14 protein-coding genes and 1 tRNA gene are annotated in these 14,213 nt (G+C 54.9%); 10 read left to right on the forward strand and 5 right to left on the reverse strand.

Going from position 1 to position 14,213, the window contains the following annotated elements; all coding sequences use genetic code 11:
* Positions 1–86 precede the first annotated feature (86 nt).
* Positions 87–980, reverse strand: a complete 894-nt coding sequence (locus KTE_RS47515; protein WP_236600407.1) for a DUF6585 family protein — start codon at positions 978–980, stop codon at positions 87–89.
* Positions 981–1,536: 556 nt separating this feature from the next.
* On the opposite strand from KTE_RS47515, the gene KTE_RS14940 reads away from it, so the two are divergent.
* Positions 1,537–2,685 (forward strand): radical SAM protein, encoded by a 1,149-nt coding sequence (locus tag KTE_RS14940; protein ID WP_201382154.1) that lies wholly within the window; start codon positions 1,537–1,539, stop codon positions 2,683–2,685.
* Positions 2,686–2,700: 15 nt separating this feature from the next.
* Positions 2,701–2,997, forward strand: coding sequence for a hypothetical protein (locus tag KTE_RS14945; protein ID WP_201382156.1), 297 nt, complete (start codon positions 2,701–2,703; stop codon positions 2,995–2,997).
* 25 nt (positions 2,998–3,022) lie between these two features.
* On the opposite strand, the gene KTE_RS14950 is transcribed toward KTE_RS14945, so the two are convergent.
* Entirely contained in the window at positions 3,023–3,997 is a 975-nt protein-coding gene (locus tag KTE_RS14950) for an NAD(P)-dependent oxidoreductase (protein ID WP_201382158.1), read from the reverse strand.
* 400 nt (positions 3,998–4,397) lie between these two features.
* Between KTE_RS14950 and KTE_RS14955 the strand changes: the two genes are divergently transcribed.
* From KTE_RS14955 to KTE_RS14985, 7 genes are all read left to right on the forward strand, one after another.
* A complete protein-coding gene (locus tag KTE_RS14955; RefSeq protein ID WP_201382159.1) occupies positions 4,398–4,685 on the forward strand; it encodes a hypothetical protein in 288 nt (95 codons plus the stop codon).
* Positions 4,686–5,040: 355 nt separating this feature from the next.
* A complete protein-coding gene (locus KTE_RS14960; RefSeq protein WP_201382168.1) occupies positions 5,041–5,847 on the forward strand; it encodes a CHAP domain-containing protein in 807 nt (268 codons plus the stop codon).
* 239 nt (positions 5,848–6,086) lie between these two features.
* Positions 6,087–6,159, forward strand: a tRNA-Arg gene (locus tag KTE_RS14965).
* 115 nt (positions 6,160–6,274) lie between these two features.
* Positions 6,275–6,649 carry a hypothetical protein gene (locus KTE_RS14970; protein WP_201382170.1) on the forward strand — a complete coding sequence of 125 codons (375 nt, stop codon included), beginning with the start codon at positions 6,275–6,277 and terminating at the stop codon, positions 6,647–6,649.
* Between the two features lie 125 nt (positions 6,650–6,774).
* Complete coding sequence (locus tag KTE_RS14975; RefSeq protein WP_201382172.1) at positions 6,775–7,593, forward strand: DUF5666 domain-containing protein; 819 nt, start codon at positions 6,775–6,777, stop codon at positions 7,591–7,593.
* A gap of 188 nt (positions 7,594–7,781) precedes the next feature.
* A complete protein-coding gene (locus tag KTE_RS14980) occupies positions 7,782–8,486 on the forward strand; it encodes a response regulator transcription factor (RefSeq protein ID WP_201382174.1) in 705 nt (234 codons plus the stop codon).
* A 9-nt stretch (positions 8,487–8,495) separates the two neighbouring features.
* Positions 8,496–10,022: a sensor histidine kinase gene (locus tag KTE_RS14985; protein ID WP_201382176.1), complete on the forward strand. Its 1,527-nt coding sequence runs from the start codon at positions 8,496–8,498 to the stop codon at positions 10,020–10,022.
* A 38-nt stretch (positions 10,023–10,060) separates the two neighbouring features.
* Here the strand turns inward: KTE_RS14985 and KTE_RS14990 are convergent, their stop codons facing one another.
* The gene (locus KTE_RS14990; protein WP_201382178.1) at positions 10,061–10,645 is read right to left on the reverse strand and encodes a hypothetical protein; all 585 of its coding nucleotides are present in this window, start codon (positions 10,643–10,645) and stop codon (positions 10,061–10,063) included.
* A 339-nt stretch (positions 10,646–10,984) separates the two neighbouring features.
* Here KTE_RS14990 and KTE_RS14995 point away from each other — a divergent pair, with 339 nt between their 5' ends.
* Positions 10,985–12,712, forward strand: coding sequence for an Nramp family divalent metal transporter (locus KTE_RS14995; protein WP_201382180.1), 1,728 nt, complete (start codon positions 10,985–10,987; stop codon positions 12,710–12,712).
* 69 nt (positions 12,713–12,781) lie between these two features.
* Here KTE_RS14995 and KTE_RS15000 read toward each other — a convergent pair whose 3' ends face one another.
* Both KTE_RS15000 and KTE_RS15005 read right to left on the reverse strand, forming a co-directional pair.
* Positions 12,782–13,546 (reverse strand): hypothetical protein, encoded by a 765-nt coding sequence (locus KTE_RS15000; RefSeq protein WP_201382182.1) that lies wholly within the window; start codon positions 13,544–13,546, stop codon positions 12,782–12,784.
* A 229-nt stretch (positions 13,547–13,775) separates the two neighbouring features.
* Entirely contained in the window at positions 13,776–14,066 is a 291-nt protein-coding gene (locus KTE_RS15005; RefSeq protein ID WP_201382184.1) for a hypothetical protein, read from the reverse strand.
* Between the last annotated feature and the right edge of the window lie 147 nt (positions 14,067–14,213).

The following is a 14,213-nucleotide window of genomic DNA, read 5'->3' on the forward strand; positions in this document are numbered from 1 at the left end:
TACTCTCGCTATCTAATAAAAATACCAGACGCGCAAAGCTTCCGCTGTCCACTATAGCAAAATTTCGCTATGGCGACAATAACACGCTATCTCAGCGGCCCGCGCGCAAACTTCTGCTGTGCTATGACCAGCAAGCCTTGCAGGAGCGCGATATTGGGGACGCGCGCCACCAGCAGCCAGGCCCATGGCCGCGCATACCCCTTCACCGTAATCGTAATCAGCCCCCAGCGCTCATCCACAGAGAGGGCACCGAAGAACTGCCAGGGCAAGAGATCCTGCCCATAGTAAATACCATCGTGACTTAGCAGGAGTGGACCAAAGGAGACCGGCCTCCCCTGTTGTAGTAGCGTCTGCGCCAGTGAATACTGGTAGCGCGTGGCCTCGTGATCAATCGTGTCACACAGCTTCGACCAGCGCAGATAATGCTGTGGAATGTTCAGCGAAACCCCTCGATATGAACGCACAACATACGAATGTTTCAGAATGCTTGATCCCTTGGTCGCCTCGGTATGGGTCACATAATCCAGGTTACTCCACGATGTCGCATGCGGATTATCATACGCGATATATGCCAGGCGGTTCGTATCAATCTCAAAATCTGGATCAGGCGTCTGCAGATCCACCTTATGCCAGATATACTCAATCTCATCCCAGCGCAGCGCCACCCACCCCTCGCGATTCGTCGCCACCAGCCCCTGCTCATAGACCTGCACCGTCTCATGCCGATAACGCAGAAACAACGCCAGGCAGAAGCCAAAAACGATCAGCAAAATCACCCCGAAGAATCCCGCTATCCCTACCGTCAACATATGAATTTTTAATAAACGTACAGCCTCTAATATTAGCCCTAGTGCAATCACACAAATAATCAGCGTCAACATTGTCTTCAACAGCATAACGTGGCGATACGTCGCACGCAGCACCCCAAGATATGGACCCCCATTCTGGCCAGCATCGCTATATCGGGATTGTTGAACCATAAATACACACCCTTTGCTATCTCGCTTGCTATTATCCCTTATATCGTAACATCTATTTACATCATTTAGAATGGAATCCGGCAGCAAAAATCGCGCAAATTTACCCCCAGCTACAAAAATACCAAAAATATCCTCTGGTACCATACCAAACGTAATTGCATACAGTTATCCGTCTTAATTAAGAGAGCACCTCGCCCATGGAGGTGCGGGGACATCGCCCCCGAATAAATTCTCCTGCTGCCGCATGCGGCCTCGGTCGGAAACTATGGGGGTGCGGGGGCATCGCCCCCGAATAAATTCTTCTGCCGCCGTATGTGGCCTCAGTCAGAAACTGCGGGGGAGTGCGGGGGCATCGCCCCCGAGTAAATTCTTCTGCTGCCGCATGCGGCCTCAGTCAGGAACTGCGGGGGAGTGCGGGGGCATCGCCCCCGAATAAATTCTCCTGCCGCCGCATGCAGCCTCGGTCGGAAACTATGGGGGTGCGGGGGCGAAGCCCCCGAGTGATTTTTTTCTGCCGCCGCAGGCGGCAACGTGGAAAGAAGGGAAAGGGAAACACATGCTCGAAATATTACCAAAAATCGCCAAAATACAAGCCTCATACGCCACAGCCCAACCACTGGCCCTCCCACTCAACCTCACCATCAGCGTCAGCTATCGCTGCAACTCGCGCTGCAAAACCTGTAACGTCTGGCAGCGTCCCAACGACGACTTCACGCTAGAAGAATACGAACGCACCTTCGCCTCAATTGGCCGCGCCGCCTACTGGTTCACCTTCAGCGGGGGCGAACCCACCCTGCGCCGGGACCTCCCCCAGATTATCGCCTCCGCTTACCGACACTGTCGACCTGGCATCATCAATATCCCCACCAATGGCATCCAGGACGCCATCATCCCTGCGCGCATCGAGCAGGTCCTGGAAGCCGCGCCCGGCTCAGAAGTCATTATTAATCTCTCCCTGGATGGCATTGGCGAGAAGCATGATCGCGTGCGTGGTGTCAAAGGCAACTTCGCCCGCGCCCTCAAGACCTATGCTGGCCTCAAGGCCCTCAAAGCGCGCTACAAAAACCTGACCGTGGGAGTACATACCGTCATCTCAAACTTTAATGTCGACGAATTTGAGCAGATCTATGCCTACGTGCGCGAGGAACTGCGCCCCGATTCCTTCATCAGTGAGATCGCCGAGGAGCGCGTGGAGCTGGACACAGTCGGTATGGGCATCACCCCTCCCCTACCCAAGTACCAGGCCGTTATTGAACGCTTGCAGCAGGGGATACGCCAATCCGAGGCCAGCGGCGTCTCACGTATCACCCAGGCCTTCCGGGATCGCTATTATGATCTCGTTAAACGCACCCTCGCCGAGCAGCGCCAGGTAATCCCCTGCCTCGCGGGCGTCGCCTCCGCCCAGATCGCTCCCAATGGTGACGTCTGGACCTGCTGTATCCGTGCCGAACCCATGGGCAACCTGCGCGAGCACGACTATAACTTCCAAAGCGTCTGGAGCACTCCCCGCGCCGCCGAACTGCGACGCAGCATCAAGGCTGGCGAGTGCTACTGCCCCCTCGCCAACGCGGCCTACACCAACATGCTCTGTCATATACCCACTGTCAGCCGCGTCGCGCTCACAGTCGCCCGCGAGAGCGCCCAATCGCTGATTACCCTGCGCCCCCGCGCTACCCAGGCTAAAACAGCCAGCCAACCATCATAAAGGAGCTACCTCACCATGTCCAATCCCATGTTCATCTGCCCTCAATGTGGCGAAAGCAATGAAGAGAGCGCCAAAAACTGCCGCGCCTGCCGTATCAACCTCTACTGGGCCGCGCAACACTACGCCGAACTGGCGCACATCAAACAAAGCCAGCAACAACCCTCACACCCCCCAACCGCCAGCTTCCTCCTCCAATCCAGCCAGCGCGCCGACCAGGGACCCGTCGCCACCTGGCTGGCGCGCACCATCCAACGCTTCGGCCTCCAAAACGCCGCCCCCCTAAATCCCCTCCCGACTAAACCACTGCTGTAGGGTCCATGCTTGCATGGACTCCTGGCTACCCATTGAACCACTGCGCCGCGAGCTGAATTCCCTTGCGCAGCCCCACCTGGGGCGCGTAGCCCAGCTCGCGGCGTGCCTTCTCAATACTATGCTTATTATCACTACCAAACATCAAAGCCCCCAACTCCGTGACCAGGGGCCGGGTCCGCGTCATACGCGCCACCAACTTCTCCGCGCAGATCGCCCCCAGGCGGATCGGCTGGTAAGGCAGGTGCAGCCTGGGGCGCTCTCCCCCCACGGCGTCCGCGATCTCACTAAACATCTCAAGCTGTGTCAGCGGCTGATCATTCGTAATGTTGTAGACGTTCCCTGGCGCCTGGGGATGATATCCCGCCAGAAGATAACCCTGTACGATATCGTCAACGTAACAAAAGGGGAGATGATTATCGCCGCGCCCCAGAATCACGCCGCGCCCCCGCCTCAACTTCTCCGCCATGCGCGCGAAATGCAGCCTATCGCCCGGCCCAAAGAATGTTCCCGGCCGAATAATCACTGTCTCCATCGGGCTTGTGAGCATCAGGCGGCGCACCAGCCTATCCCCCTCTGCCTTGCTCAAGCTATAGGAATCGTTATCGGGCCGTAGTGGCTCATCCTCCGTCAGAAATCGCCCATATCCCAGCCCATACACAGTATGCGAACTGGTATGCACAAACCGCCTCACTCCTGCCTCCATAGCTACCTTGTAGAGATTCCGTGTCCCCTCAACATTCACGCGGCGGTACTCCGCCAGGGGACGCCAGACCCCCATCATCCCCGCCAGGTGAAAGACCAACTCGCTCCCTCGCACAGCCTCCACCAGCGCACCAGCCTCCGTAATATCCCCACGCACCACCTCGACTCCCAGCTCCTCCAATGAACGCGCATCCTCAGCCGGAAGTACCAGTGCCCGCACCCACTCATCCCTCTCCCGCAACGCCTTCACCAGGTGTCCCCCCAGCAACCCCGTCGCCCCCGTCACCAACACACGCATAATATTCCTCCTCACTTCCATCACATATCTAAAAATCGGGTAAGTAGGTGTGATGCAGGTTGACAGCCTTAGGCTGCCAACCTGCATCACACCTACTTACTCCTGCGAGCGCCGCAGGCGCGAGAAGTCACGCCAAAAAACAGCACATGGCGCTACTAGATTGAGCATTGTACAATAGAAAAGAAGATTTACTCGTTCCCATTACGCAACGAGCAAATATCACACACCCATACCGAAACTTCTAAAAGTACTAGTATTTCGATGTGTCACAGGTCAAGAAGACTTCTGCGTGTAATCTATAGTTCTTCTTACTTGTATGTTCACTCGGCGTACAGTAAAATTTTTACTGACCTTATCACATTGACCTATCAATCTAGAAATGTTTTCAGAGGGAAGACACATGCAGAAACCAAAAGTTACTGATACCAAGAAAGCCCTGCAAGGCCAGGCGCCCGCAGACAATACCGCTCTCTCCGGCGAAGTGAAGGTTGTTTTTCCGGAATGGCCCTCCTCCCGGCCCGGTCCACGCACTACTCCTCCTCCTACCGGCATGAAGCCCATCAATGCCATTCGTCGCGAGCAGGTGACCGAGGTTGAGTACAACCAGGAGACCGGCGTCTCCGAAATCCGTGGCACCGAGGAGAAAACCTCGCCCTTCATCCACAAAAAGCCCAAACAACGCCTCTAAAATATTCTATTATCGAGGGTAAAAGATATCGGGGAGCCAGCGTATGCTGGCTCCCCGATATCTTTTACCCTCGATAATAACTACTCTATCCTTAAATTACCTGCATATCGGTATCTATTTTTACAAGGGGCGGTGTATAGTATTTTTAGGCAGAGTATTCCGCCCTTAACGGGCCAAAACTGGGCAGTGCGAACCCATACGGTGTTAGGAGAGGAGTACAAGCCATTGCAGGGGTCTGCAAGTTGCCGAAATGGAAGTGCTTATCCGAAAACTTGAGCGCGCCGCGCCCCCGAATGGAGGTTAGCGCTAGCCGCGAGAGCGGCGTTAGTTTTCGCATAATGAGGAACTGGATATAGTGCGAACGCAGCGAAAAAGCTGGAGCGAAATCCAGCCATCACATATACTACAGCGTGTACTCAAGACCGGTGCCCTGGCGCTACTAGGCGTACTCTCGATTGGTGTTGCCCTGGGACTCTCCATGCAGAATGTCCAGGTCGCAGCCGCCGAGGCGTCTCAGTGTGCCAGCGTGGAGAGCGCAAGCCAGCAGCACCTGTCAGATCAACACGCCCAATCTTCTCAACACTCCTCCCGCAATCAACTTGTATGCCATAACAATGGAAAAACAGCGCCATACCAGAACGGGTTTCTCAAGGCTGCCGATGCGGAGGAGGGCGTGGACAACGCCGGGAAGGGAGAGAATGCGCAGCCTTATTTACAATCCCTATCATTGCAACACAACAGGGGAGGAGGGCCACAACAGCCCTCATTTATCAGCCAGTTCCCCTGGTTTGACTCGGATGATGAGATAGACTACAACAGCTTCCCCTTTGGAACCTGTACCTGGTATGCCAATAAACGTTTCCATGACCTCTACGGATACTATGTCCCATGGAGCCACGGTGGCGCCATGGCCTGGCAATGGGCCGACCGCGCGGCCGAATCAGGCTGGAACGTCTCCTCAGCTCCCACTGAGGGAGCCATTATCGTGCTCCAGGGTGGCGTGCAAGGTTCAGGCGGAGCAGGCCACGTCGGAGTCGTAGAGCAGGTTCTAGACGATGGATCAGTGATCGCCAGCTCCATGAACTGGCAACCTAATCCACGCGCCGTCTCTTACCAGCATTACTACCCCGGCCGGGGTGTATCTTTTGTCAGCCCCCAATAAAAAACTATATATAGCCAAACTATAAATGGCCAAACTACCTTTCTTATGCTTGCCCGCGCGAGAGAGGTAGCCCCTATAAATGGCTGTCGTATCGAGACCCCCATGCACCTTCTTTTTTGCAGGAAAGAGGCAGACTGTACCCGGCTTCGCCAGGCACAATCTGCCTCTCCCTCTTCCCTTAAATACCCCACAAAACCTATTGAACGATGATTGACGAGTATGGTATCATTGAAGGCGATGGGCCTGTAGCTCAGTGGATAGAGCAAGCGTTTCCTAAACGCTGTGTCGGAGGTTCGAGTCCTCTCAGGCCCACTTTTCCACAATTCATCCACATCTTTTCCACACATGCCCCTTTCTGAAGAAATCGCGTCTACATAGTATAATATCCACATCTAACAAAAGCCCTTACAGCGCAAAGGATATTTTCATGAGTGATGGGTCCGCCCAGGATATGGTCTTTCCTTCCTCCCTTCGTATCGAGGATCAGGAGTTCCGCCTCGAAGATCGCACTGCCACCGACGTTATCTACCATACCACCAGCCTGGCGAAGATCGCCGGTCACTACATCGGCCTCCTGCTGGTCTTCTCCTTCAACGAGGGCTGGCATGTCGGCCTCCTCCTCGAAAAAGACCCTCTCGCCTTCTTCGATGGCATCTTTGCCAGCGCCGAGGATGCCGTAGACATGGCCACAACCTTCATGACCCATCCCGCCAACATCCAGAATATCGTCAAGATGAGCCACCGCGTCAAAGACCCCCAGGTCCTCATGATCGAGTGCCTCTCGCCTGACACATCGGATTAAATTCTTCAGCGTTTTTTCAGCAAAAACCTCCTGATATTTCAATCCAGCTTGCTATGCTTGCTCTCGAAGGCAAGACCACACCTGTTCTCTTGTCTGTAAACCTATCAAGGAGGAAATACTATCCTATGTCACACGAGCAAAACCCTGAGGTCGAGAACAGTACGTCTCTCGACAAGATTAGTCCGCGCCCACCTCGCTTTAGGCCAGTTCATCTCTACGCCCTGGTGAGCACATGCCTGATGCTCGCGGCCTTCGTCGCAGGCGGCATCTTTATGCACACGGCTCAGGCCTCTACCAATGCTTCTCTTCTAGCTAACACGAACCTGGTTGATCTCTCCAAGTGCAATCCGGGGAAGCAGCCCGATCCCAATACCGTACATGTGCTCGGTACGATTACCGCCATCAACGGCTCCTCGCTTACCCTGCGCCGCTATGACAATGGGGCGACTGTCTCGGTCACCACAACCTCTTCTACAGGGTATGGGAGCAAGCTGGCGGGCAAGGCCATCTCATCTCAAGATTTGAAGGTTGGTGACTTTATCCAGGCCGATGCCGTATATAGTGCTGATAAGGCTCTGACCGCCCAATCTATCACGGTTGTGTCGCCACCCTCCTCCAGCGAGAAAAAGCCCTCTTCCGAGAGCGATAAGCAGAAGCTCGAAGGTTCGGCCAAAACTAACCAGATCGGCATCGTGGGACGCATTACCGCGATCCATGGGGCAACGCTTACGGTAAGCGGTTATAAGAATAGCAAGACCTATACCGTCAATACTAGTACCAGCACCGAGTTCGCGAGCAAAATCGCAGGCCACTCGATCTCCCTGAGCAAATTGAAGGTTGGCGATTTTATCATGGCAGATGGTACGCTAGCTAGCAATGGTTCACTGGATGCTCGCGAGGTGGTTGTCGGACCACTCCCCTCGGACGTTCCAGCCTGCAAGTAGCCCAGCAAGTAATAACGCCGTTTTCTAGGACAATGACGCTACCAAGGCGCGCGCCTACTTCTAGTACCTGATATGTAGAAGCGTGCTTTAGCAGCGTCGTGCACCTACCAAGGCACGTATCTACATATGGTCATCATATGTAGACGCGTGCTTTAGCAGCGTTTACATATCAAACAAAATGAGGTCATATGGTATCTTCTCCCGAAGCACAAGAGCACAGGCCCACCATCTTGCTCGTCGATGACGAGCGGCAGATTATTGAGTTTTTGCGCATGGGCTTCGAGTATGAGGGCTTTACTGTGCATGTAGCCATGACTGGCCACGAGGCCCTGCAAGCCGTGGAAAGGCACAAGCCAGATATTGTGATCCTCGACCTTATGCTCCCCGGCCTGGATGGTATGGCCGTTGCGCAACAACTTCACGGCATCTACGATACCGCCATTATCATGCTGACGGCCCGCGAGGAGGTGGAGGATCGCGTGGCTGGCCTTGAGCTAGGGGCCGACGATTATGTGACCAAGCCCTTTGCCTTCAAAGAACTCCTGGCTCGTGTACGCGCAGTCCTTCGACGACGCGGCTTGCAGCTTGGCAATGTGCTGGTCTTTCAGGATATCACGCTTAACCGCACCACCCGTGTCGTACGCCGTGGTACACGCGAAATAGAGCTGACTCCGCGCGAGTTTGAGCTTCTTGAGCTATTTCTCTCTCATCCCCGCCAGGTGCTGACGCGCAACGCCATCCTGGCGCGTATCTGGGGCTACAACTATGTCGGTGATGATAACGTCATTGAGGTCTATGTTAAACACCTGCGGGAGAAACTTCAGGATCTCCCTCCCCAACTACTGCAAACCGTGCGTGGCGTTGGCTATGTCCTGCGCGAAGTGAAAAGCTGAGGTGATCCTATGCGCCGCTTCTCCGGGCTCTCTCTCTGGCTCAATCGCCTTCCCCTGCGCTGGCGTGTGGCTCTCGTCTCCTTTGGTCTGCTGGCGCTAATCTTGATTACGATGGGTATTGTGGTTTCAAGCGTCGAGGAACAGGTGCTCCTCTCCAACCAGCTCAGCACGCTTAACACTCAGGCGAGCATTCTGATCCAAACTTCAGGTGACCAGTCTAATACCCTTGCTAATTTTCAGCCTCTCTCGAAGGGTATGGCGGGCAAAATCGCTGGGAGCGCGCAAAACTTTGTTGATAAAAGCACCCTCGTGACGCTTCTCTCGCCCGATGGTCATCTGCTGGCTCAGAGCGACGGGAGAACGAATTCCACATATCTCTTTAGCTCCGAGCAGGAGCAACAATTACTACAGCAGTTGCACAAACAGGGCCATGCCGACATGATTGCGACCGCTCCCAACGGACAGCGCGAACTGGTGGTGCGTTATAGCATTTTGGCGATGGATAAGCAAAGCATGACTTATGCCGGGGGTATCCTGCAACTTCAAAGCTCAACCACTGTCATCGATAGCGCCGTCTCTTCTACACGCCTGCTCCTCTTTATCGCCATTGCTATCGGCCTCCTTGTGGCCGCTCTCCTGACATTACCCCTGATTCGCCAGGCTCTGCGCCCCCTGACCGAAATCGAGCGCGCCAGTATGCGTATCGCCAGTGGCGATCTCACTCAGCGCCTCTCCGAACCCCCAACCCAGGACGAGCTTGGCCGCCTGGCCACGGCCTTCAACAGTATGGTCATCCGCCTGGAGCACATGTTTGCGCGCCAGAAACAATTTGTGGCCGATGTCTCCCATGAGCTACGTACCCCCCTAACGGGCCTGGGAGGAAGCCTGGAGATGCTGCTGTTGGAAGCCGACAATGGTGACGCGGCGGCTAAACGCCGCCTGGTTCTTGGCATGTACAACGAGGTCGAGCGTATGCAACGCCTGGTCTCTGACCTGCTCGTGCTCTCTCGCCTGGACGAAGGCCAGGTGAAACTCAGAAAGACCCACATCGATCTCTGCCAACTCCTGACCAATGTAAAAGAACAGGCCGATATTCTAGCTCAAGGTCAGCATATTACTCTTGATCTGCCCAAACAACCCCTCTCCATTGAAGGCGATAGCGACCAGTTGCGTCGCGTCTTCCTCAACCTTGTTGAGAATGCCATCAAGTTTACCCCTCCTGGTGGAGATATCACTCTGCGCGCCCTGAGTAAACAATGCGAGGATCTCTCTCTGGCCTGCGTAGAAATCACCGATACCGGCCTTGGCATTCCCACCTCAGCTCTCCCCCACATCTTTGATCGCTTCTATCGCGTCGATCAAGCCCGCACACGCACCACCGCCCAGAGTGGTAGCGGCCTGGGCCTCTCCATCGCCCAGGGCCTGGTCCGTGCCCACGGCGGTACCATCACCCTCACCAGCACCCCCAACCAGGGCACCACCTTAACCCTCCAATTTCCCACGAATCAGCGGGTAGGAAACCAGGTGATGCCGTGAAACACGTTGACGCCATGTCTTGAAATTGTATGTACCAACTACTCCACAGCCACGTCAGCCTTGGCTCGCCTCTCTCTGGCAATCTTGCGCCCCGCCAGGATAATCCACGTCGGAATCAAAACCAGCGAGGGCAGCAACCCGATAAAATGCGTTGGATCAAACGGCGCGACGAAAGAGTAGCCACCCAGGACCGCGGCCAGGAGCAGCCCCACAACACGCATCGCCCCCTTCTGTCTCCACGAGGCCGTGGCGAACCAGACCGCCGCCGAAATGTGCCCGCCATACTTCAACGCGATATACGTCGCATGTGGCACACCATTCAACTGCATGATCTCAGTTGCCATGTCAATCGCGATCCAGCTATAGCCCGCTGCCTTCCCCCATCTCGGACCCGGCAGCGCATCCACAACCGGCAGCAACGTCATATGCGTCGCGATCCCCAACACACAAAATACCTCACTTAACAACGGCGCCCCACTCGGACTCGCATCCCGCAATGCCGGAACAAAAAAAGCCAGCAAACGCACGATCCAGAGTCCCGCCGAAATATATGCCACCCGCCCCACTACCCGCCTCGTCTTATCCGCAACAACCTCAGACTGCTCAACATAAGTACTCATCATGCCATCCTTGCTATAAAAAGAAATATATACATCGATAACAGTATAACGCATGAAAAGCTGCCTGCCAAGCTGAAAAATTTCAATAACATGTGTGAACTCCTCCGTCCCATAATATGTAGACGCGTACTTTAGTAGCGTCGCCCCCCTCTTCAGCATTGTGACCCGTCCCATAATATGTAGACGCGTACTTTAGTAGCGTCGCCCCCCACGCAGCCCCCTACCCTGAAACTTTTCTGTTTTTCCGATAGTAATAAGATAGAACAGAACAATATCCCATGCGTGGCGAGGGGTACGCTATCATCTTCCCGCCTTCGCCCAAAGAGCAAAGGAAAAGCACGTATGGCCACGAAAAATCCAGAGGAACAAACTCCCCCATCTCAAGTCGATGACATCCAGCCCGGTATGTCAGTCGCGGCCACCGAGGGCGATCTGGGCGAAGAGGATGTTAGCAAACCGAAGGTTGAGCAAGTCGTACGCGATAGCCAGGGCCGCGTCCAAAAACTCCTCGTGCGTAAGGGTACCGTTTTCCATAAGCAATTAGAGATTCCCGCCGACCGCGTTCAACAGGTCGATGCACCAGACTCCCCTCACGATAGCCATAATCCTGGCACGGTGACACTCGACATTGATAAGAACGAATCTAAACGTCTAACTGCTCAGGGCCGCGAGCAGATCGAGACCGAGGCCGAGCACCAGCAAGAGAACGACCTGTTCGACGAGCTTGAAGAGCATATCCCTACCGCTGAAGGCCTGCGCCAGATGGAGGCACATCCCGGTATCGACGCTGAAGCGGCCCGAGATGTGGAGGAGCAAACTTCTCAGAAGGGTGGTAAAGCCAGCCTGTTACGCATGCTTGGCCCCGGCTTCCTGAGCGGCATGGCCGGTAATGATGCCTCAGCCGTTGGCGCCTACTCGCTTGATGGCGCCCAGGTTGGACTCGCGCACCTCTGGCTAATGCTGCTGGCGACGCCCCTCTACCAGGCGGTCCAGTATAGCTGTTCTCAAATCGGCCGCGCCACTGGCCAGGGCCTGGGCGAGGTACTGCGAACTCACTATGGTCGCCGCGTGGCTATCCTGGCCTCGCTGGTGCTGATTAGCGCTAATGTGGCGCTGATTACTGCTGACCTGGTCGCGGTCAGTAGCGGCTTTGAACTCCTCACGGGTTTACGCATCAATTGGATCTGGTTTGTCATTCCCGTGGCCCTTATCCTCTGGTACCTGTCCGTCTATAGCAACTTTGAGTCCATCAAGAAGGTCTTTCTTGTGATGAGCCTGGCCTTTGTGGTCTACCTCGTGACCTCCGTCCTCTCAAAGCCGGTCTGGAGCGCGGTCCTTTTTAATACCTTTGTGCCCCACGTTGGACTCTCCTTCGATAGCATCAGTAGCGCCGTGGCCCTACTAGGTGCCACCATCTCGCCCTATACGATCTATTGGCAGATGCAGGGCGAGAAAGAGGAGAAACGCCTGGGCAAGACGAAGCGTCAGCAATCACGCTACGCGGCCCTCGATATCGCCCTGGGAGCCGTGAGTGGTAACCTGGTCGCCTACTGTATTATTCTGACTGCCGCGACTACCCTCTTTACTCACCACAAGACGATTCAAACCGCTTCAGATGCGGCAGTCGCGCTCACTCCCATCCTCGGACCCTACGCCACCTACCTCTTCGCGATTGGCTTCATTGGCGCGGGCCTGGTCGCGATTCCCGTCCTGCTCGCCAGTACATCCTATGCCGTGGCAGGCACCTTCGGCTGGCCCGTGGGCCTCTCCAAGAAGCCCTGGCAGCGCGAAGGTTTCTACCTCATCCTTACCTGCGCGCTAGTGGTAAGCCTGGTCCTGGCCCTCTGCCACTTCGATCCCATCACCCTACTCTTCTGGGCCAATATCCTCAATGGCGTCTTAACCCCCATCCTGGTCATCTACCTGCTCATCATCGGCAATAGCCGCAAGGTAATGAAGCAGCAGCGCCTGAACTGGCTGACCAATACCGGCCTCATTATTACAACCCTGGTCCTCACCACAGCCGCCCTCCTCCTCTTCTACGGCCTCCTGACCGGCCAGGGCCATTAAAAAGTGGATAATAAAAACACAGTGGTGCCCTCGCATGCGAGGGCACCACTGTGTTTTTATTATCCACTTTTACTTCTTTTTAAGCGTCTGGTTGATCTGCTTCAGATCGCTGGTGGCCTTTTGCAGGTCGCTCTGGATGGTCTTCTCATCGCTTTTCAGTGTGTTGAGCTGCCCCTCATAGACGCTGCGATTAGTATTGAAGTTGGCCGGGGTCATGTTAGGGAGGATAGCCTTCGCCCCATCAATCAGAGGCGTGACGGCCGCCAACTGCGCCTTGTAGTCATTGTACAGGCTGTTCAACTGATCCTTCTTATCTGCGGGCGCTTTATCGATGCGGGCCTCAATCTTCGTTTTCATATCCGTGAGCTTATCATCGAGGGTCTTCTCGACGTCAAGGTGCAGCCTATGCTCATCGCGTGGTAGCACAACGGCATAGATGCGGAACTGCTCATAAATGTTCTTCACATCCTGGCGCGCGGCCTGGGCATCGCTCTCGGCGTCCAGCTTGCTCTTCAGCGTATTGAGGCCATTCTTATTGGTGCTCACATCATTTTTCAGGGCCTCGGCCTCGTCTTCGCCGATATGCTTCTTCTGCTGCAAGGTCTGCACCTTGGTGTCCAGGGCGCTGAGATCAGTCAGGCGCTCAGTGATACGCTGATCTCCAAAGGTAATCACACACTTTACATCCTTGACCCCACACTTCTGGGCATCAACATTCGTCGTGGCCGCGAAAGCCTGTGCCGGCAATGCCATACTCAACGAGAGCACCCCCAAACCAACCGCGAAACCAACACGACCCGAAAACCGGCGTACAAACTGCATTGGGCTGATCATATCTTTAAACCGAATCCTTTCTCAAAAAACTCTTCTTCAGAGTGAATATAGGCTATGAACTTGGCCAACATACCGGTAGGGACCCGCTTTAGCGCGTCCAAAGACCAACATACCGGTAGGGACCCGCTTTAGCGCGTCCAAAGGCGATTAATCGCCTGTAGGCGCAGCCTCAAAACTTTTCGAATGGACGCACTGGCTTCAACAGTAGCCGCGTACGCCAGTAGCGGGCTTAGGGAATAAACCCATTATCGCTGCCATGGGAACCACCATTGTTATCTGGAGACGTATCATTCGCCGATTGCATCAGGTTCTGAATCTGCTGATCATCGCTGCCATTATCGCTCGTCGTAGACTGATCAGACGTCGACTGACTGGACGTCGTCTGTGTGCTGCTCGTCGTCGTACCTGTGCTCGTACCCCTAGCATTACCTCCACACGCCACCAGCGTGCATGAGAGAATCAGCAACGCGCTCAAGACGAGAAGAAGGCTCAAGCGCCGTGCCTGCTTTTTCCAATTCATCAGCCAGCTCCTTCATTTCCAAAAATTCTATCTATTCTCTTTTCGCAGAGCATAAACATATGCGTGGAATAAGCTTGTCGCCCGGGAACTTATTTCTCTGCCTACTTGTTTTCCCACCGACACTCTCGATTATAAAGCTGAGATTTC

Source organism: Ktedonobacter sp. SOSP1-85 (assembly GCF_016587415.1).
GTDB lineage: Bacteria > Chloroflexota > Ktedonobacteria > Ktedonobacterales > Ktedonobacteraceae > Ktedonobacter.

Coding starts and splice junctions, on each gene's coding strand:
- KTE_RS47515 (WP_236600407.1), bottom strand. CDS start 980: ATGGTTCAACAATCCCGATATAGCGATGCTGGCCAGAATGGGGGTCCA.
- KTE_RS14940 (WP_201382154.1), top strand. CDS start 1,537: ATGCTCGAAATATTACCAAAAATCGCCAAAATACAAGCCTCATACGCC.
- KTE_RS14945 (WP_201382156.1), top strand. CDS start 2,701: ATGTCCAATCCCATGTTCATCTGCCCTCAATGTGGCGAAAGCAATGAA.
- KTE_RS14950 (WP_201382158.1), bottom strand. CDS start 3,997: ATGCGTGTGTTGGTGACGGGGGCGACGGGGTTGCTGGGGGGACACCTG.
- KTE_RS14955 (WP_201382159.1), top strand. CDS start 4,398: ATGCAGAAACCAAAAGTTACTGATACCAAGAAAGCCCTGCAAGGCCAG.
- KTE_RS14970 (WP_201382170.1), top strand. CDS start 6,275: ATGAGTGATGGGTCCGCCCAGGATATGGTCTTTCCTTCCTCCCTTCGT.
- KTE_RS14975 (WP_201382172.1), top strand. CDS start 6,775: ATGTCACACGAGCAAAACCCTGAGGTCGAGAACAGTACGTCTCTCGAC.
- KTE_RS14980 (WP_201382174.1), top strand. CDS start 7,782: ATGGTATCTTCTCCCGAAGCACAAGAGCACAGGCCCACCATCTTGCTC.
- KTE_RS14985 (WP_201382176.1), top strand. CDS start 8,496: ATGCGCCGCTTCTCCGGGCTCTCTCTCTGGCTCAATCGCCTTCCCCTG.
- KTE_RS14990 (WP_201382178.1), bottom strand. CDS start 10,645: ATGATGAGTACTTATGTTGAGCAGTCTGAGGTTGTTGCGGATAAGACG.
- KTE_RS14995 (WP_201382180.1), top strand. CDS start 10,985: ATGGCCACGAAAAATCCAGAGGAACAAACTCCCCCATCTCAAGTCGAT.
- KTE_RS15000 (WP_201382182.1), bottom strand. CDS start 13,546: ATGATCAGCCCAATGCAGTTTGTACGCCGGTTTTCGGGTCGTGTTGGT.
- KTE_RS15005 (WP_201382184.1), bottom strand. CDS start 14,066: ATGAATTGGAAAAAGCAGGCACGGCGCTTGAGCCTTCTTCTCGTCTTG.